The organism is Xylophilus sp. PBN-3R, assembly GCF_057747805.1.
The window spans coordinates 3,993,822-4,015,658 of sequence record NZ_CM173225.1; the positions used below are offsets into that span (position 1 = coordinate 3,993,822).

The following is a 21,837-nucleotide window of genomic DNA, read 5'->3' on the forward strand; positions in this document are numbered from 1 at the left end:
CACTGGTTAGGAAAACGGTGACGTCCGGAGGTTTTGTCCTCGCTGCGCCTGGGAAAACTGGTCGCAATTGTATTGGGGCGCGCCCTAGCGCTGCGGAGCTTCGGGCTAGGCCGGGATATACAGCCGCTTCAAAGGCACCAGACGTTTAGTCTCTGCGTCGGTCTTGTCGTAATGCTCGATCAATGCCCGCACGACGGTGTCGATGGTCCACAGCGTGAGCGGCACGGCGGCGCGATCGGCCTCGTAGAACGCATCGCGTGTAAACCCTCCGGTACTCACGTACAACCCTCGGTCATCTTTGTGGCGCCCACCAAGGAAGCTGCGGATAGCCTTGCTGTCCATCTGCCCACTACGGTGTTTGACTTCAACGACGATTCGCGGATGCTCGAAACCGAAGCCATCAGGTGAGGCCACGATGTCCTTGCCACGATCGGGCCCAGGTGGCGATACAAGTGTCTTGTATCCCATGGCTCGGAGGATCCCCGCAACGAGCTCCTGCATATCATCCCAATCGATTTTGACAACCAGGTCTTTGATACGCTCAAGTGACACTGTTTCGATTCCCAGCAGCGGATCGACTAGCGACGCCGGAGGTGAAGCCGCCTCTTCAGCCGGCTCAATATCTGTTTCGTCAGGCTCCAACTCCTCCATTTGGGCCGAAACCTGCACTACACCCCCAGCAGCGACCGCGCGAACCTCAGCGGCTGCACCTTCTGGCACCACGAACACAGTCAAGGTCGAGCCAAGACTGTTTTTTGCGCCCTGGGTGAGCTTGTCCCGCTCTATCTCCACCGGCTTCCAGTCGACCGAACGAACCAACGCAAGACCTTCTGACGCCGTCTGGGCTGAATACGAAGCTGGTGCGGTGACTTGTCCGAATAAATAAGTTCGGTTGTCTGGCGAGTAGGTCACCACGTCATCGCCTACTTTGATCTCGTTGAAGAATCGCCAGATCTGAGCGGCGCCAGCGATGATCGTTCCGCGCTTCAGCTTGGGCGCTCTTCGCGTATACAGCGCAGCGATATCCTGTTTGGTCATCCCTGCTGTGATTTCCGAAGTAAATTCCCCCCAGCCTATTGCAGCCAACGAGTGCTCCCGGAAGGCTTCATACAAACGCCCGGCCTCACCTCGAACCATCCACATCTTCGGCATGTTTTCGTCCGCGCAAAAGAATCGATCGTAGCCCCATACCAATTCAGTTTGCCGCCGGTGGCACCGCATGGCTCAGCGGTGCCCAGACACGTTTGATTGATCCTTTCGCTGGCCCGCATGGCGTCCTAGGATCGCGACATGCTCGACGTAAACCACAGTCGCCCACTGCATAAATCTGCAGCCTTGATGTCCTCGCTGGCAAGAGGACGCCCATGCCAGTAGTGCTCATAACCGAGTCGCTGATGCTGCGCAGCAGGGTCACAGACGGGCGGATCTTTCGGGACCGCATGTTGAGCGGTTTTGTTGTCAGGATGAACGTCCGAAAGCGCACCTTCCGAGTCGTCACCAGCGTCGCCGGCAAGCATTTCCGGATGAACCTCGGCTATTGGCCCCTGATGAGCGTGGACGAGGCCAGGGCTGCAGCCATGGACATTCTGCGGCAATGTCGCAAGGGCGAATGGCCTACGCGCCCATCCCGCCCAAAGGCCCTCCCCACCTTGCGCGAAGCATGTGCCGCCTACTGTGCAGCAAAGGCCATCAAGGACATCAGCAAGAAGCGGTACGACTCACTGTTCCGGGTGCATTTCGGGGAGTGGTTGGACCGTCCTGTGAAGGAGCTGGCCCACCCGGAGTTTTTCGACCACTGCCAGGAATTCGCTGCCAGCAAGGGCGCATCCATTGTCGAGCTAGGTCGCGGCGTCCTGGGCGCGGTGCTCAAGTACGTGAACGTCTTGCACGAGACCGACCTCGTCTCACCCTTCACGAAGCTGGCTGTCATCGGGCTAATGCCTGACCGGACGACGCCCCGGGCGCGCATGCTCCAAGAGGCCGACCTCCCAGCGTGGAGAGCCGCCGTGGACACGCTCGATGAGTGCAGGCGCGACTTCCTGCTTTTCAGCCTCTACACGGGCTTGAGGCGTAATGAATGTAGGGAGCTTCGTCTTAATCAGATTGACGCGCCACAAGGCGTTTTGATGCTTCCTATGACCAAGAACGGCAAGCCCCACACCCTGCCCATCACGCCCCTGATGCGCACGCTTTTGGTGAGAAGGATGTCAGGGCTCTCGGGTGATGCTGAACTGTTCCCCATCTCGGCCAGCCACCTCACAGACTTGGCAACGCGTGCCGGAGCACCCAGCTTTCGACTTCATGATCTTCGCAAGCTCCTAGCCACCTCAGGAGCGCGTGTGGGGGCTGGCGACGTGGTCATGCGCCGGGTGCTGAATCACAGCCCCCTTCGAGGCGACGTGCTCAACCGACATTATGTTGAGTTGTCGGTCGAGGACGTTCGCGGACCTCTCGAGCAGGTGCAAGAGGCCCTCGAAAGTTTAATGCGCCCTGCACCAGGCAACATACTGATCTGACTTAGCAGGCATTTAGGGAGCATTTAGCATGCATTTCTAGTGCGCTCACATTGCAATGTTGAGCCGGCGTCTTATACATGTCGAGAATCACACGACGTTTTTGTTGAAGGCATGGGGTTGATGTCCTTAAAATCCTTATACATACGGCATCAACTCCGCGCCAGCGAGTGGCTATATAAGCGTGTCTCACACGCGCCTGGAAAAACGGCATGAAGGGCCAATGAGGGTGACGACGTTGCCTAGGGGTATGAAGGTCCTTCGGCACATACCACTTCTTGGCGCCGTTTAGTTGCGACCCCATCTCAGACCCTATAACTTTCGCGTATCCTAGTTGCCCAAAATGGGCACTACATGAGGTCGGGTTGTCAACGGGCGTCTACATTCCAAGCGATTTTCTGGAGTCCCTACGGACTCATGTTCCAGGTTTCGGGCTAGAGTCTGAACGTAACCAGTGGGGGCTCGCCCTCATGGCATGGGAGCGAAGTCAGAAGCGTCGGCAACATCGATCAGAACCGGGGGCGCTCAGCTTCGGCGAAAGCGAACTTGCAACCCTGTTCGGCCGTGACAAGCATGCGCCGCTGCTCCGCACTGCGTTCGCGAACTGGTCTCCGAATTGGTCACACCGCGAAGGCACAACGAGGGCATATCGCTTTTCGCTTGAGGTTCGAGAAGCGCTCGATGCATACGCGGCCGGCCCTGCAGCCCGCTCCGCCACACTTCTGACTCTAGTAGGCACGCGCCTTAAGGCGCCAAAGCGCCTTTTGAGCGCAGTCTCCTCAACTGGGACGAATGGAAAGCTCACTAGGACCGCTGACTGGGACTGCGCGAAGCACATGAATGCCGTGCCAGTAAACGGTGAGATGCTTGAAGCCCTTCGTCAATGGCTATCGGATCACTTAACCGGTTCGCTGCTTGTCGATCGTGAACTGGAACTTTTTCTGCGTCGCCTTCTCGATATCGTAGTTAAGGTAATAAAAACGTCTCTCGCTTCCCTAGCAGGTCCGGACCACCTGCCACAGGTATATGCAATCGCCCCAACGGGGCGACTGTATGCGCGAGGGCTGAACCTTCAGAACGCACCGTCACTGGTCAAGGACGCCGCTCTTCATGGGCTTTGGGAATACGACCTTGCAAACTGTCACTTCAGCATCGTTGCCCAACTTGCAGCTGAACGTGGAACCCCTTGCCCAGCGATCCAGCATTACCTGTTAAACAAAAAGGCGGTTCGACAGCAGATCGCCAACGACGCCGAAATCACTGTCGACCAGGCTAAAAAATGCTTGCTAGCAATGCTGTACGGTGCAAGGACCGCGACCTGGATTAAGACTGCCATCCCCTCGACAATTGGCATCGATGCCGCAAAGCGCCTCTATGCTGAGCCTCAATTCCGGTCTCTCACTGCAGAGCTAGACGCTGCTCGCCGCGCGATTCTTGCAACATGGCCCAGGACAGCGAACGGCAGCCTGACTAACGCAAGCGGCAAGGCTATCCGGGGCGACGCATCATCAGCGCGGAAATTGGCCCATATCGTGCAGGGCGTTGAAGCCAGGGCACTCAGGGCCATAGTAAGCAAGCACCCGGACGACATCGTGCTTCTGCAGCACGACGGGTTCGTGAGCCGCGTCCAACTTGATCGAATCGCGCTTGAGGAAGAGGTGCTGTCTGCTGTCGGTTACCACCTCGCCCTGGATGAGGAGCAGCTCGAGCTGCACACCGATGCCGCATCACTGGTCAACAGAACGAAAAGTGAAATGGCCTCGGAGGCCGCATCCAGCCTGGTTTCAGATCCCTTCGCTGCGGATTAAAGGTAGGGTGGTGGTGGATGGGTGTACGGTACACCTGCTCCTTTTTTTCATACCCTCCGTCTCCAGGGTCCCGGTGTCATCGATTCCCCCGGTGTAGGTGGGTGCGTTGCTTGTGGTCCTTGGCCTGCTGCGCCCCTCACCCCGGCGTCCGCCGTCGTCACACTTCGGCCAGCATTTGCACTTCCATCCTTCTCAAATTATGGCTGGTTCGATAGGCTTGGCTACACATAGGACGGTCGTCCTTTCATGTAGCCACTGCTCGGATCGAGTCCCCCATGAGCCAACCCGCTTTCGTCGCCTATTACCGAGTCAGCACCCAACGTCAAGGAGCCTCCGGGCTCGGCATCGATGCCCAGCAGCAAGTGGTCCAGCGGTTCCTCGCAGAACGCGATAGAACGGCGATAGACGAGTTTTTCGAGACCGAGACCGGCAAGGGCGCCAACGCGCTCGAAAAACGTCCTCAGCTGCGCCTGGCGCTTGAGCGATGTAAGAGGGCGGGAGCGACGCTGCTGATCGCGAAGCTGGACCGTCTGGCCCGCAACGTGCATTTCGTGTCGGGCTTGATCGAGACCGGGGTGGACTTCGTCGCAGCCGACATGCCCCATGCAAACAAGGTGATGATTCAGATGCACGCGGTGATGAGCGAGTGGGAGCGCGACCAGATCAGCGAGCGCACTCGGGGCGCCTTAGCAGCAGCCAAGCTCCGGGGCGTAAAACTTGGGGCGACGGGGCCGACGAACCTGCACCGTCACACGAAACATCGTCAGCAAGCCGCAGACGCGTTTGCATCTCGGCTGGAAGGTTTGGTCGCAGGCTTTCAGGCGCGAGGCTTGTCGCACCGGGCGATGGTTGCCGAACTGAATTTGATTGGAGTAAGGGCACCAGGTGGAGGCATCTGGCGGCTAGGCCAGGTGCAGCGACTGCTAGCCCGCCTTTCGGTGCCTTCAAAAGTGAGTGGGCCACCTCACAAAGCAAAAATCCAGGATGGGTTGGAGGCACTCCCAACATGAGGATTTCGCCCCAACAACAGGTCCGGTCGGGACGGGCTGAAGCGGCAAAGCGAGAACTTCAGTTTCGCGGTTGAGCGTACGGTAGAAGCAAATGCTTCTACATGGCCACGCGCGAACTTCCAGTCACGCAGGCTTCTCAAAGGTCGATATGCCGCAAAGTCGCGCGGCTATGCGTGCAGCGTCTCCGTGACGGAAGGCGGTTCCGCCCGACCGTTACCATCGACCGTTTTTGCCTAAGAACGTGCTCGCCGCATAGCAACATGATTGATTCCCCAGAAGCTGCTTTGAGTCAGCCAAACGTCATCGAAGCCCTCGCACGAGGCTTCATTGAATTTAAAGGTGGGCGCGTCCATTACAACCTGAATCAGAAGAAGAGCTACGACTGGTCAGATCCCGAAGAATGGGTCCGCGCACACACAATTGCGTTCCTTATCGTAGCGAAAGGTTATCCCGCGAACCGACTTCGCACTGAGGTGACAGTGCCGCGTCGCACCCCTTCGGACCAAGCTGACGTCGTGGTCTACGAGGACGACAGGTGCCAAACCCCCTACCTCGTTGTAGAAAACAAATCGGATTCCCAGTCGACAGTGTCACGTCGGCAAGGGATCGAACAGTTGTTCGGAAACGCAAACTCACTCCGGGCCCCACTCGGCCTATATGACGAAGGGGACGAGCACATCTTCTTCGATGTGGCGAACTTCCCCTTCACTGAGCGTTCGAGCAACCGTCGCGGCAATCGACAATCGGTTCCTTCGCAGTACGGTAGAGCACCGGTTTACAGCTACATCGCGGGCTCCGAAGCGGACATCCAGCCGGTGCGCTCCGCAGTGCTCGAAGGCAAAATCAGAAGAAGTCATTCCATCATCTGGGCTGGAGGCAAGCGAGATCCGCTGAACGCCTTTGACGAGTGGAGCAAGCTCCTTTTCGCGAAGGTTGTCGATGAGCGCAACACGCCAACGGGTAATCCGCGGTCTTTTCAGATCGGCTCCGATGAGACGATCGCTGCAGTGGCCAACCGGGTGCACCGTCTATTCCGACAAGGATGTCAGGACGACCCAACGATCTTCCCGCCCGACACGCGCATAAACCTCACAGACCGAAAAATTTTCGACGTTGTAAGGGTGCTTCAAGAAGCGAGCTTGATGGGTACCGACGTTGACACCATCGGTGGAGCTTTCGAGAATTTCTTCGGGTCGATCTTCCGGGGCGAGCTCGGCCAGTACTTCACCATGCGCCAGATTGCCCGCTTCACGGTGTCGCTGCTCGACCTCACTCACGAAGACTATGTGATGGACCCGACCTCCGGAAGTGGAGGATTTCTGCTCGAAGCGTTACTCCAGGTGTGGCACCGTGTGGACGAGCAGTTCGCTGGCCAGAGACCAGCTCACATCGACCGAATTAAGAACGACTTTGCACTTCTTCGGGTGTATGGCATTGAAATTCACGAGATCCTGTCTCGCATCTGCAAGATCAACCTTCTGCTGCACCACGACGGCCACACGAACATCGAAGGTGACCGCAGTTGCTTGGACGACCACTTCACCAAGCCGCGCCTGCAGAGCGGGCATGGCATGTTCAGCAAGATCGTCGGCAATCCTCCATTCGGCGATGAAGTGGCGACTGGTGACGAGGATCTCCTGGGGGGCACCGACCTGGCCACTTTTGCGGTCGCTGCCGGGCGCGACAAAGTGCCTTCGGAGCACGTCATCATGGAGCGCGTGGTGGACTTCCTTGAGCCGGGCGGACGCTTCGGCCTAGTACTTCCCGACGGCCTATTCAACAACCAAGGCGAACTATCGAATTGCCCGCAGGTTAGGATGTGGCTTGCGAAATGTGGCCAGATTGAAGCCATCGTTTCCCTCCCAGACTACGCGTTTCGCAAGTCGGGGGCCCAGAACAAGACATCGATTCTTTTCTTCAAGAAGTTCACTCGCGCGCAGAAGCAGAGCTTCGACAGGAAATTCGACCGCGAGCTCGAGCGGCGCACTAGGCTAGCTGAAACGGCGAGGGCGCGAACGCAAGATCAAGCCTCATCAGACACCAGCGAGGCGGCCTTGATTGGAGCGGTCTATGCTGACCCAGCGTTTCGGGACTTGAGAGTCTTCATGGCGGAAGTGAACCACATCGGGTATTCGACAACCGGTGCGCCGACGGAGGCGAACGAACTTTATAAGGGCGGACCCGGAGGTCGCCTAGATCTAGACCAAAGCGACACTGTGCTTGGTGAATGGAGAGCTTTTCAAGGCAATCCGTCGGCATATTCGGGACGAGTCAGTCCCGACTGCATGGCGGTGCCTTTCCATGAAGTGTGGACCGCCACTGAAAGCCACCGCCTGGACCCGAAGTACCACCTCTTCAAATCGAATGAGGCGGCATATACCCCTCAGGGGTGGGTCCGCGCAAAGGTTAGAACCGTGATGCGGAAGCGTGAGGCGGAGATCGATCCAGCCCAAACGCCAGATGTGCGTTTCAAGGTTATGACGATTGCGCAGACCGGCGACATCAGACCGCGCGAAGCAGGTAAGGGAGTCAATCCACCGGACTGGCTCGGCATGTACTTCGAGAACGGCTCGTCGCGATGGTTTGAAGCGCGCAGCGGCGACGTTGTGTTTTCTTCCATCGATCTGTGGAAGGGGTGCATCGCGGTGGTGCCCGATGATTTCGACAGGGCTATCGTCACGAAGGAATTTCCGATTTACAACGTCACTGACGAACGACTGAGCGCAGATTTTTTGTCTTACTTGCTACGGAGCCGCTACTACCAGCGCGCGTTCCGAGCAATCACAACTGGGCACAGCAATCGGAGAAGGACACAAGCCGGCGACTTCGAGGAACTGGAGATCTGCTTCCCGCCAACCGTTGCAGAACAGCGGGCGTTAATCGAGCGACTTGTCGCTGCACGTGGGAATCAGCGATCTTCAGCCATCGAACTTCGCGACGAGATGCTGTCTTTCAGTGACACCGTTGACGGCCGTCACGACGGTGAACTTCCAGAGGTGGACGCAACGCTTGAGGAGGGTGGTGAGTGACGCGGTGTCTTCAAGTTTCACCGAATGCAGTGGCGACCATCGCGCCGATCATCTAGAGCAGTTGCAATTGATCGCGGGGATCAAGAAGCTGGAGGTCCTCTGAACCACCACAGTGCCCCCTGGCCTATGCAGATAGGCTGGGAACGCATTGTCGAAAGCGCTTCAGACGCTGCCGGGACGATTCTGGTGACTCCGGCCTTGTCCTGGCATCGCCAGGCGGCGCGGCAGTTCCACATTAAGTCTTTGATTTATAAAGACTTATTCCAAAAATCAGGCAAACGGGTAGTTCTCGGCGGCGATGCCGGCCTTGGTGAGGGCGTTGAAGAGGGTGGACTTGCCGACGTTGGGCAGGCCCACGATGCCGCATTGGAGACTCATGAAAAAATTCCTTTGATTGCCGCCAATTGTATTGGCCGTGTCCGGGGTGCCTGCCGGACACGGCTGTGAACATCCGTCACCGACCGCTCCCTACAATGCCGCATGGTGCAAAACCCCGATATCTGTATCCGTGGCGCCGGCGTGGTGGGCAGCACGCTCGCCCTGTTGCTGGCCCGTGACCGTCTGCGTGTGGGCCTGCTCGCGCAGGCCGCGACGTCTTCTTCCCAGCCGCCCGCCGGTGACACCAGCGATGTGCGTGCCTATGCGCTCAATGCGGCATCGCGCGACTTGCTGATGTCTCTGCGCGCCTGGCCCGAACCCGAGTTCGCCACCCCGGTAGCGGCCATGGAAATCCATGGCGACAGCACAGGAGTTCTGCGTTTCAGCGCAGAAGCGCAGAAGGTGCCGGCCCTGGCCTGGATCGTCGACCTGCCGGCGCTGCAGGCACGCCTGGCCGATGCCCTGCGTTTCCAGCCGCTGGTCGAGATGCTCGAATCCGAACGCCCGGCCGCCCTGACCGCCGTCTGCGAAGGCCGGGCCAGCGCCACACGCCAGGCTTTCGGTGTCAGCTTCGAGACTACTCCGTATCCGCAGCACGCCATCGCCGCTCGCCTGCGCTGCGAAAAACCGCACGGCGGCGTGGCCCGCCAGTGGTTCCTGCCTGACGGCGTGGTCGCGCTGCTGCCGATGGGCGGGAGCGCCGGAGACACCGTCGCCATGGTGTGGTCGGCAGAAAACGCCCGCGCCGCCGAATTGCTGGCACTGGAAGGCGAAGCCTTTGTTGCCGAAGCACTGGCTGCCACCGGCGGCGCGGTCGGCGCCCTTTCGCTCATCAGCCCGCGTGCCGACTGGCCGCTGCAATTCGCCCGCGCCAACCGCTGGTGCGGGCCGATGCCCGGCGATCAACCGAAAACCGCCAGCTGGGTCCTGGCCGGCGATGCGGCACACAACGTGCATCCGCTCGCAGGCCAGGGGCTGAACCTGGGCCTGGCCGATGTGGCGGAACTGGCGCAAGTCCTGCACGACCGCGAATACTGGCGCAGCCCCGGCGACCTGCGGCTGCTGCGCCGCTACGAACGTGCGCGCAAGGCCGGCCTGTGGCCGATGGGCCTGGCGACCGACGGCCTGCAACAGTTGTTCTCGATGCCGGGCACGCCCTGGCAGACCCTGCGCAACTGGGGGCTGAGCGGCTTCGACGCGGCCGGACCGGTCAAGTCCTGGCTGGCCCGCCAGGCCATGGGCCAGGGTTGAACCTTCGGCCAAAGCCGGGCTCCCACTGTTTTATCGAAAGTCTTTCCATGACCCCACGCCGTCTTCTTTCTGCACTGCTGGCTGCCGGCGCGCTGGCTGCCAGTTGCATGTTGCCCGCCCAGGCACAGGACACCGCCGCCATCCGCAAGGCCCTGAGCGAACGGGTGCCGCAACTGCAGCAGATCGACGAGATCACCCGCACGCCAATGCCCGGCCTGTTCGAGGTGCGGGTCGGCACCGACGTCTTCTACAGCGATGCCAAGGGCGACTTCCTGCTGCAGGGCGAACTGCTCGACACCCGGGCCAAACGTAACCTGACCAGCGAACGGGTCACCAAACTCTCGGCCATCGATTTCGCCAGCCTGCCCGAGAAGGATTCGTTCACCATCGTGCGCGGCAACGGCAAACGCCATGTCGCCGTGTTCGAAGACCCGAACTGCGGCTACTGCCGCCGTTTCGAGGCCGACCTGAAAAGCATCGACAACGTGACGGTGCATGTGTATCTGTACCCCATCCTCGGGCCCGACTCGACCGAAAAGTCGAAGAACCTGTGGTGCGCCAAGGACCGCGCCCGCACCTGGCAGGACTGGATGATCGACAGCAAACCCATCCCCGCCGCCAGGTGCGATACCGCCGCGCTCGAGCGCAACGTGGCTTTCGGCCGCAAGTTCAAGATCACCGGCACCCCGACGCTGATCTTCGCCGACGGCACCCGGGTGCCAGGCGCCATCGCCGCCGCGGAAATCGAAAAACAGCTGAACACCGCTACCCGTTGAAGCCCCCAGGTTTACGCTTACCGAGCCACCCAACCGCCCATGACCGCACCGAAGCGCAGCGCCTCCCATGAAATCCATTACCTCGTCGAGGCAGCCGACCTGCATGCGCATCTGTTCCGCGTCACGCTGACCATCGCCCAACCGGCCCCCGAACAGACGGTTTCGCTGCCGGTGTGGATTCCCGGCAGTTACCTGGTGCGCGAATTCGCCCGCCATTTGCAGAAGCTGACCGCACGCCCGCAGGGTCGGCGCAAACCGGTGGTGGAGCAACAATCCAAGTGCAGCTGGACCATCCGATGCCAGCCCGGCAGACCGCTGGTGCTGAGCTACGAGGTCTACGCTTTCGACAACTCGGTGCGCGCCTGCTGGCTCGACAGCAGCCGTGGTTTCTTCAACGGCACCGGCCTCTGCCTGCGTGTCGAAGGCCAGGAAGCGCGGCCGGTGACGGTCGAGATCGTCCAGCCGGCCAATGCCGGCCACTGGAAGGCCGCCACCGCCCTGCTGCCGCAAAAGGTCGACAAACGCGGCTTCGGCATCTACCGCGCCGACGACTACGACACCCTGGCCGACAGCCCGGTCGAGCTCGGCGATTTCTGGAGCGGGGAATTCACCGCCGGCGGCGTGCCCCACCGTTTCGTGGTGGCCGGCGCTGCAGCCGCCAGCTTCGACGGTGCCCGGCTGTTGGCCGACAGCCAGCGCATCTGCGAGGCGCAGATGCGTTTCTGGCACGGCGACGGCAGCAAACCGTCGCATGACCGCTATGTATTCATGCTCAACGCGGTCGACGATGGCTACGGCGGCCTGGAACACCGGCACAGCACCGCCCTCATCTGCACCCGGCGCGACCTGCCGCGCATCGGCGAGCCGCGGCAGTCAGAGGGCTACACCACCCTGCTGGGCCTGATCAGCCATGAATATTTCCATACATGGAACGTCAAGCGCCTGCGCCCGGCCGAACTGGCGCAGTACGACTACACACAGGAGAACTACACCCGGCTGCTGTGGTTCTTCGAAGGTTTCACCAGCTACTACGACGACGTGCTGCTGCGCCGCGCCGGCCTGCTGGACGATGCTGCTTATCTGCGCCTCCTCAACAAGACGGTCAATCAGGTGCTGCAGGCCCCGGGCAGGCTGGTGCAGTCGGTCGCGCAGGCCAGCTACGACGCGTGGGTGAAGTACTACCGCCAGGACGAAAACACCGCGAACGCCACCATCAGCTACTACACCAAAGGCTCGCTGGTCGCGATGTGTTTCGACCTGACCCTGCGCCGCGAGGGCAAGGGCTCGCTCGACGACGCCATGCGAACTCTGTGGGCACGCTGCGCCGCCGGCCCCATGACCGAGGCCGACTTCGCCGAGGTGCTGGCCGGCCAGGCCGGCCGTGAATTCACCGCCGAATTCGCGGCCTGGGTGCATGGCACCGCGGACTTGCCCCTGGCCGAACTGCTTGGCGAACACGGCGTGGACATCGCCGACGACCCGTCGCAGCCAGCCCAGCGACTGGGCCTGCGCGCCACTGAAAACGGCGGGTCAGTACAGGTCAAGGTGGTGCTGCGCGGCGGTGTGGCTGAAAAAGCCGGTCTGGCCGCAGGGGACGAATGGCTGGGCCTGGAAACGCCCGACGGCGCCGCATGGCGCATCGGCAAGCTGGACGACCTGGCGCTGTACCTCGGCCAGGGCCGCAAGGCGACAGCACTGGTGGCCCGTGACAAGCGGCTGTTGAAACTGCCCCTCGAACTCCCCACCACCGACAAGACCGCGAGACTGGTTCTGCGTGATGCGGCAAAGGTGACCGCCTGGCTCGGCGAACCCGCTACGCCAACGAAGAAGACGTCTGCGAAGACCGTTGCCAAGGCCAAACGCCAAAAATAATTTGGCCTCTAAAAATCTCGGGCTATAATTCGAGGCTTGGCGCTTTAGCTCAGTCGGTTAGAGCGATGGAATCATAATCCACAGGTCCGCGGTTCGAATCCGTGAAGCGCCACCAATCCTAAAAAAGCCTTTGAAGTCAACGACTTCGAAGGCTTTTTGCATTTGCAGGGGTGCCACATGGGAGTGCCACTTTATGGGATTGTCCACAGCGCGTTTGTATCGTCGCGCCGAGTCAGGCGTCTACTTTATCCGGATACTTTTGTTGTATCCAGGCTCAGCAGCCCTCGACGGCGAACGCACCAAATCGGGGGGCTTTGCCGGAAACGCATTGAGCATTGCGGGCGTTGGGAACCCGCGCCCATCGCAGTAGACCACTGTCGCTAGCGAGGCTCGGAGCGCGCTGTCGGCGGCCGAATGACCCTGCGCCGCCCAACCCAACGCGAAGTGGGCAGCAAAGACGTCTCCCGAGCCGATCTTCCACACGATGTCAGTTTGGAAGGCAGGTACTTTTGACCAGACGTCGCCGTCGAGCACGAGCGCACCGAGCGGCCCGCGCTTTAGGACGACCCCGCGAGCCCCGTGGAGCGCGCGCGTTGCTTGAGCCAATTCGTAGGGAGTGGCCCTTCCTTCCAGTCCCGTGGTGGCGCGAGCTTCGCGTTCGTTGAGCACAACAAAAAGCTCATGTGCAGATGAGCCGTTCGAGTTGAACGGGCTACCGGTCAAGTCGCCTTGCGGGTCGTAGACGACGCGCTTGCCGTGCACGACTGCATCGCCCTCCAGGAAGCCGAAGCGCAGAACGGCCTCCGCCTTCACGCCGATGGGAGCATATGTCGACCTTGGCCCTTCGACCTCCGGGCGATGGAGCGCATGGGTGTAGCGGAAAGAGCAGGTCGCCCTCACGGCGGTTGCGACTAGGTGAATGCCTTCAAGCGCGCATCGAGCTTCAAGCACAGGAGCAGTGCGTACATCGGCGTAGCAGTGCAGGGTGAGCTTGACGTCGTCCGCCATCGCGGCGACGGCCGACGCGGCTCGGCCGGCCGAGCCAAAGACTTCGTGCCACGATGGTCTCAGCCACCATTCCTCGTAGGCGCCGCCCACCACGTCCATGTTCGTAACCTTGGTCACTATCGAACGGCAGTCACGCGCACTCGAACGAGAGCTTCGCGCTTGGCCGTAACACGTGCTAAGTACCGGGTCCCGCCCTCAATGCACTCGCGCAGACGGCTGATAGCAGGCGAAGCGAGACCTCCGGCAGCTTCTCCCTGAAACACAACTTCAACAACCGTCTCGCCGCCATCGCTGGTGGCGAGACCGACGAAAAGAACGTCACCGGGGTTGATGCGCTCGACGACCAGCGGCTTAGGTGAGGCGATCAGGGTGTCGATGACGAGTGACTCGCAACTGCCACCGGGGGATATCGGACCGCCCTTACCGTCAAATCCCGACATCAATCCTCCAGGTTTTCCGTTCCCGCCTGGCCGGAGTTTTCCCGCGCTTCGGCCAGCTGTAATTATGAGCCTCGGGCGCGCGATCCTGAGCGAAGTCACAGGCATAGCGACATTCGCATCGCACCATTGGCGTTGCGACGCCAACTAACGAGGTCGACCACTATCAATACCTCAATCTAGTCGTCACAAAGCGCTTGTTTCCGCTTGAATTCGACGCGAGTTACGGAATGTAGTCAAATCTCAGACTTGATACATCCACACACGACACAGCACTGATTCAACAGTGCGGCGAGAAAAAATTCAGAGGGGAATCATGGAGTCGATGCTCAAACACCTTGGCGCGCTGCAGCCCGAGGTGGGGGTCATTTGCGTGGGCATCCTTACGGCAGGCCTAATTGGTTACTTTGGCTGGGCTAGGCCGAAATTGTCTAGTGCGTGGACAGCGCTTGAAAAGTTTGCCCTTCTTGTTGAAGGCAATGATCCCGTCGGTGGCAACACCACCGCACTGAACGAGGCAACCGAGGCAACACCTTGGTTGCGCCAAGCCTGGAAAGCCACCAGTGGGCGTCTGATGTTGATGGGGCAAGGCGACCAGCAAAGACGCGTTTTGCTGGGCTCCGTGCATGATGTCTGGCAGCCGGAGAGGATGCTGAACAAGCACCTCAATATCCCCTTGTTTGAAGCTGTGCCAAACATTGCGGTGGGGGTGGGTTTGTTCTTTACATTCCTTTTTCTCACCTTGGCGCTTACCGACGCCACAACGGCACTCAGCGCTGCTGGCGTGGCAAACCCGGTCGACGCCACCAAGGGCCTTCTGAGCTCAGCCGGCGGGAAATTCGTGTCGTCGCTGGCGGGCCTGGCGGTCTCGCTAGCCTGGACGGTAGGCGGCAAACGCGCCTGGGCGCGTGTGCAACGTGCAAGCGATCGAGTCGTAATGTCCATTGAGACATGGTGGCCGCCGGTCGGCGCTGAAGCTGCCGTGGTCGAACAGCTGGCGCACTTAGGTGCGGTTGGGGACAAGCTCCGCGAACACCATGAAACGGCACAGGACCACAGCGACTTGGTAGGTGAGCTGCTTGTCGAGTCACGCGAGCAAACAGGCGTCCTGAAGCGCTTTGAGACGGACCTCGCCATGAGCATTGGAAAGGCGGTGACCGCCGGTTTTAGCCCGCAGATGGAGCAGATGACCTCACGCCTGGAGACGGCGATCTCCGATCTCAGCGAGCGCATGAGCTCAATGAACGAGGACGCCCTACGCACCATGATGCAGGACTTTTCGCAGGCTATCAGCGCCAACACGGCCGATGAGATGAAGCAGTTCAAGGAGACGCTAAGCGCGTTGTCCGGCAAGCTCGACGCGTCCGCTGAACTGCTGAAAGGGGGCGTAGAGGACGCCGCGTCGCAATTGGGCCAAGCCACTCAGGGCATGACCAACGGTATCCACGCAGCGACGGAAAAAATGAGCGTTGACATCGCAACTGCAGCACAGGGCTTGGCCGCTAGCGTGGATGGGATGGAGAAAGTGATGTCTCAAACATCGGAGGCGGTTAAAGAAATCGACGCCACGGTGCGGCGCGCTGCGGCAGTTGGCTCGAGGGGTGTAGAGCAGATGGAGAGGTCTCTCACGGCGGCACATGGACTGTTAGGCGATCTCGGTGAGGTAGGTGCAACCTGGGACCGGGTCAGTGGCAGCGTTGCTGGCCTGGCGGCCAACCTGACCGAAGCCAGTGACGCTGTCGAGGAACTGGCAGAAGGCCAGCGCGCAGTCGTCCGCACTCTGCAGGCCGCTGGACCAGAGGTGCTTGGCGCGGTTTCGCAAATGCGGTCGCAGATGGAAGGAACGTCGAACGCTGTCGCCGATGCGATGCAGCAAGTTCAAAACGCTATGGGCCGCACAAGCCAGGACCTCGGCGGCGTGGTCAATGCGATCAAGGATGGCGTGACTGAGTATTCGCGCCAGCTGGCGGCGCTGCACCTGGATATGGATACCGCAATGGCAAAGGCCGTGAGCAAGCTGGGCGGAGCCATTCAGAACCTCGACGAGTCTATCGAAGACCTCAATGACGGCCTGGAAGGCTTTCGCGGGAAGGGTTAACCAATGCTGATGCTCAGACCACGTCCTCTCGCACATGCCAGCAAGCAAGACGGCGAAGGCAGCTACTTGGCGTCAGCTAGCGATCTGATGATCGGGCTGCTGTTCATCTTCATCATCCTGGTGGTGGTACTAGCCTTGGAGCAGCGACGCCAGGAGTCCGAATTGGATGCGGTGAAAGGTGCTGCGGACCCGCGCGCTTCAGTCACCGACGTGATCGGTCAAGCGCTCAAGGATGCAAAGCTTGATGTCCGTGTGGACCCGGCCAGCGGTGTCATCTCACTACCGTCGGACACCCTGTTTGCATTGGGGTCGTCGACGCTCAGCCTGCCGGCGACACAGGCCATCCGCGACGCGCGCGAGCGGCTGGCCCTGGTGCTGCCCTGCTATGTGGCAAGCGAGCGAGCGCGTGTCACAGGCAAACAATGCGCTCGGAACCGGGGATGGCACGAGATTGACACCATCTTCCTGGAAGGACACACCGACAGCGTCGCCAACACGAACCCGGGTGGCAACCTCGCGCTGTCGTTCGACCGGGCTCGGGCCATCCAACAGGTATTGCTTGGCGATGGATCGCCTTTAGCACCATTTCAGAACGCAGCGCGACAGCCGATCTTCTCCTATAGCGCCTATGGTGCCGACCGCCTTCTACCCGGCATCAGTGGCACAGCTGCGCAAAACCGGCGCGTAGACATGCGCATCGTGCTGAAGTATCAGTCCATCAACGAGACTCTCGAGAACCTGAAGCGTGCGGGAAGCGGTGGCTGAGATGTTTGCCGCGCTGCCCTCTAGCTTCCCGGCCCTGGATGCCGCCATTGAGACGCTCGGGCGGTTCTCTATACCAGCGCCACCCGCGCTAGATCCCATCGGTTTGCGCATGCGCAAACTCTATGAGGAGGCGCGGGCGGACGGTTACCGGCATCTAGGCCGAGGAGCGCTGCGACGGCTGCCGTATGCGCTGTGGGTCGAGGGTGCTCCGCCGCTGAGCAGCACGGACCCCGAGCTAATTCGGGCTTATTGGGCTGATCACTTACCTTTGGCAGTACGCGATGCAAGAGCCGCAAGGCGCTGGCTAGTGCCTTTGTTTTACGTGTACTGCCACTCCTTTCAAAAACAGAACGCTGACTTCCAGGACTTTGCGAACCAGATCCGCCTCGCCTTGACGACAGCGAGCGGCCAGGCTGCAGACCGCTTTTCTAGGCTACATGCCGAGCAACGATGGTTCTCCCCCGACGAGGTAGGAACTCATCTGGGAAGAGCGTTTATGGAAGGTCCTGGGCAAATGCGGGACGTTCTGGCCAGGTTGGAGCTGTGGCCGGGTTTCATGGAAGAACCCATCTGCAGCGAAGCTTTCGCCGGCGCACTGCAGGGACCAAGCGACGTGCTATCCCAGGAACGGGTGATCGAGCGCATGAAGTCTTGGGCCAAGGCCGATAGCGCCTCTCGCATGGTGTCGATGCTGCGCTATGGGGAGCATCGCGTCGCGCTGGCGGATGGGCTTGTCAGGCCCTGGCTCCAAAAGAAGCCTGCTGACAGCATCCGCAATGGCCTGACATCGTTCCTGATCAAACACTATGGCGACCCCCGCATGCTTACCGCAGTCCATGCAGGGCATCGCTGGCAAGGTGTCGCGCCGGCGACCATTGCGACCGTGCGCCGTTGGCTAGTAGGCGACACGCTACAGGGCTTCATGCGGCTGCTGCAGATGACAGCCGACGAGATTTGGCGATACCGCGAGCGCTTCTGGATGGCGTACTACGACCATGGCGCGATTGAGGAAGCTTGGCTAGCTCTTGGTTCTCAAGCTGCCTGGCACGCGCAGCGCGCGTTCGGCAAGGCGGACTGGGCGCAGTACGGCTCGTTGGTATCTGGAGCGACATCGGATCAATCCGTGCTGTTCCTCAGAATCGGGCAAATGCTCTTCATGGAGTGGAGCCACAACGGCGCCCTTCGGGCATGTGCATACACCGAAGCGGACGCGCCATCCATGTACTTGACGGAGTACCGCGGCGAAGAGCTGAGGAACGTGGAGTCCTACGATTTCCATAACGGGCAGAACCAACGCCCGCAACTCATGCACATGAACTCAGAGGGAGGCACCTGGCAACGCAAGGCCCGGGACTTCATCGCACAGCACACGGGAGTGAGACTCAGTGACAAAGCCGTTATTGGTTAAAAACGGCGCCAGTTGGCGCGTGGAGCAGAGCTTCTCCCAATGGATGGATTCAATGTCGGTTGGCGCGGCTGCCGCCTGCAGCCAAGCGCTCGAAGAAGGTGCCTCGCAACGCGACGATCAGTACGTCGTGCCAGTCGCACTGATCTCTCATTGGTCCGAGACGGTTGCACTGGAGCTGGGGCTACCGCCCAACTGCCCGCTGGCACTGGACTTGAGGCTGAATGGCGCGTTGGGGCGTGACGGCGCAAAGCTTGCCGGCCGCTGGCTGCAGCCCGGCAAGACCGTTCCGGCACGCGATGTAGAGGTTCGCGACGGCTGGCTGTACCACAGCAACAAGGTATACCGTCTGCAGGCACCGATTTTTGAGATCTCACAGCGCGTCGAAGCGTTCAACCAATTACCGGCGAACGATCTGGATGGGCAGTTCCGCGTCTGGGCTGGCATTCGCTCCTGCCTGGGTGACGCCGCAGCAGGCCAACTCACGGACGGATTTCTAAAAAGCCTGAGAGTAGTCACGGCATCGGCATTTACCTGGTCCATACGTAGCGATGCGCATGGCCAGATCGAGCTGGTGCCCAGCCTACTCACCGAAAAGCTGTCTGAGGATGGGCAGACCACAGAAATGGTTCCCGCCTTGCCGCCCGTAGATGCCGAGGTATTTGCCCATCGGCTGGACCAGATGAAAGAAGGGGCCGCTGCGTTTCCGGTCAACCAAGGCCTTTATGTTGTGGCGGAAGACGGATTGCGGAAAGCGCTCACTGCGGTGCGCAAACTACGCAGTGCATCCAGTGAACAACGCAAGCGTGCAGCAATGCATCCAGAGGCTGTCATTCGTGAGCTGCTAGACCAGCCCGACGACGTACCTTCAGTGTTCGTGGAGACCGAGCGCTTCGCGGACCGTGTCGTGGATGTGGCCGAATGGGTCAGTCCGATCCTGCCCTGGATAAAGATCCAACCCCAATCGTGGGCCCCGCCGACGCAGATGGGTATCAGGCTCAACGGCGTCGATGTTGCGCTGGAACCTGATGAGCTTGCGCCACTCTGCGTCACCATGACTGAGGCCCTGAAAGCGGGGCAGCCAAGCATCCAGGTCAAGGGTGTACCCGTTCCGGTGACTCAAGCCAATTTAGATGCGTTGGTCAAGCTGCGGGTTACGGTCGAGGCAAGGCAGCAAGGCAGGCAAGAGCGGCAGGACACGGAGGTACAAGGCCGTAGCGGCCCGAACGTGCTTGTCATCGAGAGCAACTTCGATGCAGTGGGCTTCAGCCGCACTAATCAGAAAAGGCCCGGCACATTGGACTGGCCCACTATCGTGCGTACTTCGCCCAAACCACACCAGGAGATCGGTTTGGCTTGGATGCAGCGACATTGGATATCGGGCAGCAGCGGTGCAATGCTGTGCGACGACATGGGCCTAGGAAAAACTTTTCAGGCGCTTGCCTTCTGCGCGTGGCTTCGAGAATTGATGGTCGCGGGTCGGATTAAACGCCAGCCGCTGCTGTTGGTGGCACCGGTGGGTTTGTTGCGCAATTGGGAAAAGGAACACGAAGAGCACCTGTGGCATCCAGGCCTCGGCGACATCCTGCGTGTCTACGGCGAGCACGTGAAACTCCTCAAGCGTGGTCGGCACAGCGACGGTACGGCAAGCCTGAACACGACGCGCATAAGCCAGGCGGATGTGGTCTTGGCCAACTATGAGGCGATTTCAGACTATCAACTGAGCTTTGGCGCCATCCACTTTGCTGCAGTTGTTCTCGACGAAGCCCAGAAAATCAAGTCGCCGGGCACGCGTGTGACAACCGCTGTCAAGGCGTTGAACGTGGACTTCTTCGTCGCGATGACGGGAACACCGGTCGAGAACCGGCTTGCCGACCTCTGGTGTATCGCGGATGCGGTCCAGCCGAGTGCGCTGGGCGATCTCAAAACCTTCAGCGCCCGGTACGAAGCAGACGCGACCGCGGTGGCCTCTTTGCGCGATCAGGTCTGGCAAGAGGAGGGCCAGATCACCGAGAAACCAAAGCTGGTGTTGCGCCGGTTGAAATCTGAAAAGCTCCAAGGACTGCCGCGCAAATTTGAACACCTTATACAACGATCAATGCCACCGCGGCAGTTGGACGCTTACATGCGAGCAGTCCAGCAGAAGAACATGTCGGGGGATGGATCCATGCTGGAATTGATCCACAACATGCGCCGCGTATCGCTGCACCCTATCCTGATGGACGGTGGATTGGATCGTGGCGAAATCCTCGATCCCGTTGAATCGGCGCGCATGGCTGCTGCTATCGACGTGTTGGACGAAATCGCTTGCAAGGGGGAGAAGACACTGATATTCCTGGAATCGCTCGACCTGCACGACGCCACCCAGCTTCCGACCATTCTCGCGCGTCGGTACGGCCTTAAACGTCTGCCCATGGTCATCAATGGCGAGGTGGGTTCCGAGGCCCGTCAACAGCGCGTGGATCTGTTCCAGAAAGAAGCAGGATTCGATGTAATGCTGCTTTCGCCAAAGGCCGGTGGCGTCGGCCTCACGTTGACCGCAGCAAACCATGTGATCCACCTTTCGCGCTGGTGGAATCCTGCGGTCGAGGACCAATGCTCGGATCGGGTATATCGCATCGGCCAGACAAAAGACGTGCACATTTATTATCCGATGGCCGTTTTACCAGAAAACCCCGAGCACAGTTTTGATCTTCAGTTGCAGAAATTAATGGAACGAAAACGTGACCTCGCTCGCAACTTGCTGGCACCGCCTGCCTTCAGCAAAGAGGACTACTCACAACTAAGGGCCGCGTTATTCGTTAAGGAATAGCGATGTGAACAGATCTGTGAGCCGACTTGGAAGCAAAGCTGAGTTAGCTATGGTCCATGCCTGTCCCGAGCTTGTCATAGCCGTTGAAAACGCTTCTTTCTAATCGGTCAACATCAAGCTCAAATCCGATGCCGCCAGTGCTTAGCTACCGCCGGGCCAATGATCTCTCGAATTTTCCCCTCCCGTCTCAATGCTCGCGGGCATCAAAAAAACCCTTTGGGCCGCCACTGACAAGCTGCGCGCCAACATGAACGCCACGTTCGCTCCCAGTCCGGCCATCTTGAAAGCCTAGTCGAAACACAGGAGTCTCGAGTGCACTTCAATTCTTGGTGGACTCGTGAACACTTTCCCTGATCAATAAGCGGGTCTGCGCCAGCGTCGTCGCGCGTCGCGCGCACAGCGATGAGTTCAAGGCAGATGCGGTGGCTGCCTGCTCGGTAAGCGGCCAGCCAAAACATGGTGACGGCCGGATGCTGCGGTGACCAAGCTCAGTGAGCCGGGTTCCAGCTATCGTTGACAGAAAGTTCGCATGAATAGCCAAACTTGTGGAGTTTCCGTAAGCGATGCGGACGGGAGTGCCATTTTTACCGGCTGATTAAGGCCGCCCATGCCAACATCGAGCCACACAGCCACTGCTGGCCAAAAAATAAACGACCAAAAGCCTCTGCGAGCCTA

14 protein-coding genes, 1 tRNA gene and 1 pseudogene are annotated in these 21,837 nt (G+C 59.9%); 12 read left to right on the forward strand and 4 right to left on the reverse strand.

What is annotated here, in order from left to right; genetic code table 11:
• Nucleotides 1-105: 105 nt before the first annotated feature.
• A complete protein-coding gene (locus AC3ANW_RS19115; protein WP_488342416.1) occupies nt 106-1,152 on the reverse strand; it encodes a restriction endonuclease in 1,047 nt (348 codons plus the stop codon).
• A 212-nt stretch (nt 1,153-1,364) separates the two neighbouring features.
• Between AC3ANW_RS19115 and AC3ANW_RS19120 the strand changes: the two genes are divergently transcribed.
• From AC3ANW_RS19120 to AC3ANW_RS19135, 4 genes are all read left to right on the forward strand, one after another.
• Entirely contained in the window at nt 1,365-2,516 is a 1,152-nt protein-coding gene (locus tag AC3ANW_RS19120; protein ID WP_488342417.1) for a tyrosine-type recombinase/integrase, read from the forward strand.
• 833 nt (nt 2,517-3,349) lie between these two features.
• Entirely contained in the window at nt 3,350-4,321 is a 972-nt protein-coding gene (locus AC3ANW_RS19125) for a hypothetical protein (RefSeq protein ID WP_488342418.1), read from the forward strand.
• Nucleotides 4,322-4,596: 275 nt separating this feature from the next.
• The gene (locus AC3ANW_RS19130; RefSeq protein ID WP_488342419.1) at nt 4,597-5,331 is read left to right on the forward strand and encodes a recombinase family protein; all 735 of its coding nucleotides are present in this window, start codon (nt 4,597-4,599) and stop codon (nt 5,329-5,331) included.
• A gap of 260 nt (nt 5,332-5,591) precedes the next feature.
• Entirely contained in the window at nt 5,592-8,360 is a 2,769-nt protein-coding gene (locus tag AC3ANW_RS19135) for an N-6 DNA methylase (RefSeq protein ID WP_488342420.1), read from the forward strand.
• Between the two features lie 276 nt (nt 8,361-8,636).
• Here AC3ANW_RS19135 and AC3ANW_RS19140 read toward each other — a convergent pair.
• Nucleotides 8,637-8,738: pseudogene (locus AC3ANW_RS19140) on the reverse strand (GTPase); the annotation flags it as partial.
• A 102-nt stretch (nt 8,739-8,840) separates the two neighbouring features.
• On the opposite strand from AC3ANW_RS19140, the gene AC3ANW_RS19145 reads away from it, so the two are divergent.
• From AC3ANW_RS19145 to AC3ANW_RS19160, 4 genes are all read left to right on the forward strand, one after another.
• On the forward strand, nt 8,841-9,989 hold the full coding sequence (locus AC3ANW_RS19145) for an FAD-dependent monooxygenase (protein ID WP_488342421.1): 1,149 nt from the start codon (nt 8,841-8,843) through the stop codon (nt 9,987-9,989).
• 47 nt (nt 9,990-10,036) lie between these two features.
• Nucleotides 10,037-10,765, forward strand: coding sequence for a DsbC family protein (locus AC3ANW_RS19150; protein ID WP_488342422.1), 729 nt, complete (start codon nt 10,037-10,039; stop codon nt 10,763-10,765).
• Between the two features lie 39 nt (nt 10,766-10,804).
• A complete protein-coding gene (locus tag AC3ANW_RS19155) occupies nt 10,805-12,637 on the forward strand; it encodes a M61 family metallopeptidase (protein WP_488342423.1) in 1,833 nt (610 codons plus the stop codon).
• A gap of 38 nt (nt 12,638-12,675) precedes the next feature.
• Nucleotides 12,676-12,752 (forward strand) — tRNA-Met (locus AC3ANW_RS19160).
• A 125-nt stretch (nt 12,753-12,877) separates the two neighbouring features.
• Here AC3ANW_RS19160 and AC3ANW_RS19165 read toward each other — a convergent pair.
• Entirely contained in the window at nt 12,878-13,744 is an 867-nt protein-coding gene (locus tag AC3ANW_RS19165) for a carbohydrate kinase family protein (RefSeq protein ID WP_488342424.1), read from the reverse strand.
• Between the two features lie 17 nt (nt 13,745-13,761).
• Nucleotides 13,762-14,085: a hypothetical protein gene (locus AC3ANW_RS19170; protein WP_488342425.1), complete on the reverse strand. Its 324-nt coding sequence runs from the start codon at nt 14,083-14,085 to the stop codon at nt 13,762-13,764.
• Nucleotides 14,086-14,398: 313 nt separating this feature from the next.
• Between AC3ANW_RS19170 and AC3ANW_RS19175 the strand changes: the two genes are divergently transcribed.
• The 4 genes from AC3ANW_RS19175 to AC3ANW_RS19190 all read left to right on the forward strand — a co-directional run bounded on the left by AC3ANW_RS19175 (nt 14,399) and on the right by AC3ANW_RS19190 (nt 21,162).
• Nucleotides 14,399-16,180, forward strand: a complete 1,782-nt coding sequence (locus AC3ANW_RS19175; protein WP_488342426.1) for a hypothetical protein — start codon at nt 14,399-14,401, stop codon at nt 16,178-16,180.
• 3 nt (nt 16,181-16,183) lie between these two features.
• Nucleotides 16,184-16,945: an OmpA/MotB family protein gene (locus AC3ANW_RS19180; RefSeq protein WP_488342427.1), complete on the forward strand. Its 762-nt coding sequence runs from the start codon at nt 16,184-16,186 to the stop codon at nt 16,943-16,945.
• Between the two features lie 109 nt (nt 16,946-17,054).
• Nucleotides 17,055-18,353 carry an EH signature domain-containing protein gene (locus AC3ANW_RS19185; protein ID WP_488342428.1) on the forward strand — a complete coding sequence of 433 codons (1,299 nt, stop codon included), beginning with the start codon at nt 17,055-17,057 and terminating at the stop codon, nt 18,351-18,353.
• A complete protein-coding gene (locus AC3ANW_RS19190; RefSeq protein WP_488342429.1) occupies nt 18,331-21,162 on the forward strand; it encodes a DEAD/DEAH box helicase in 2,832 nt (943 codons plus the stop codon). The genes AC3ANW_RS19185 and AC3ANW_RS19190 overlap by 23 nt, the downstream gene beginning before the upstream one ends.
• Nucleotides 21,163-21,837: the final 675 nt, after the last annotated feature.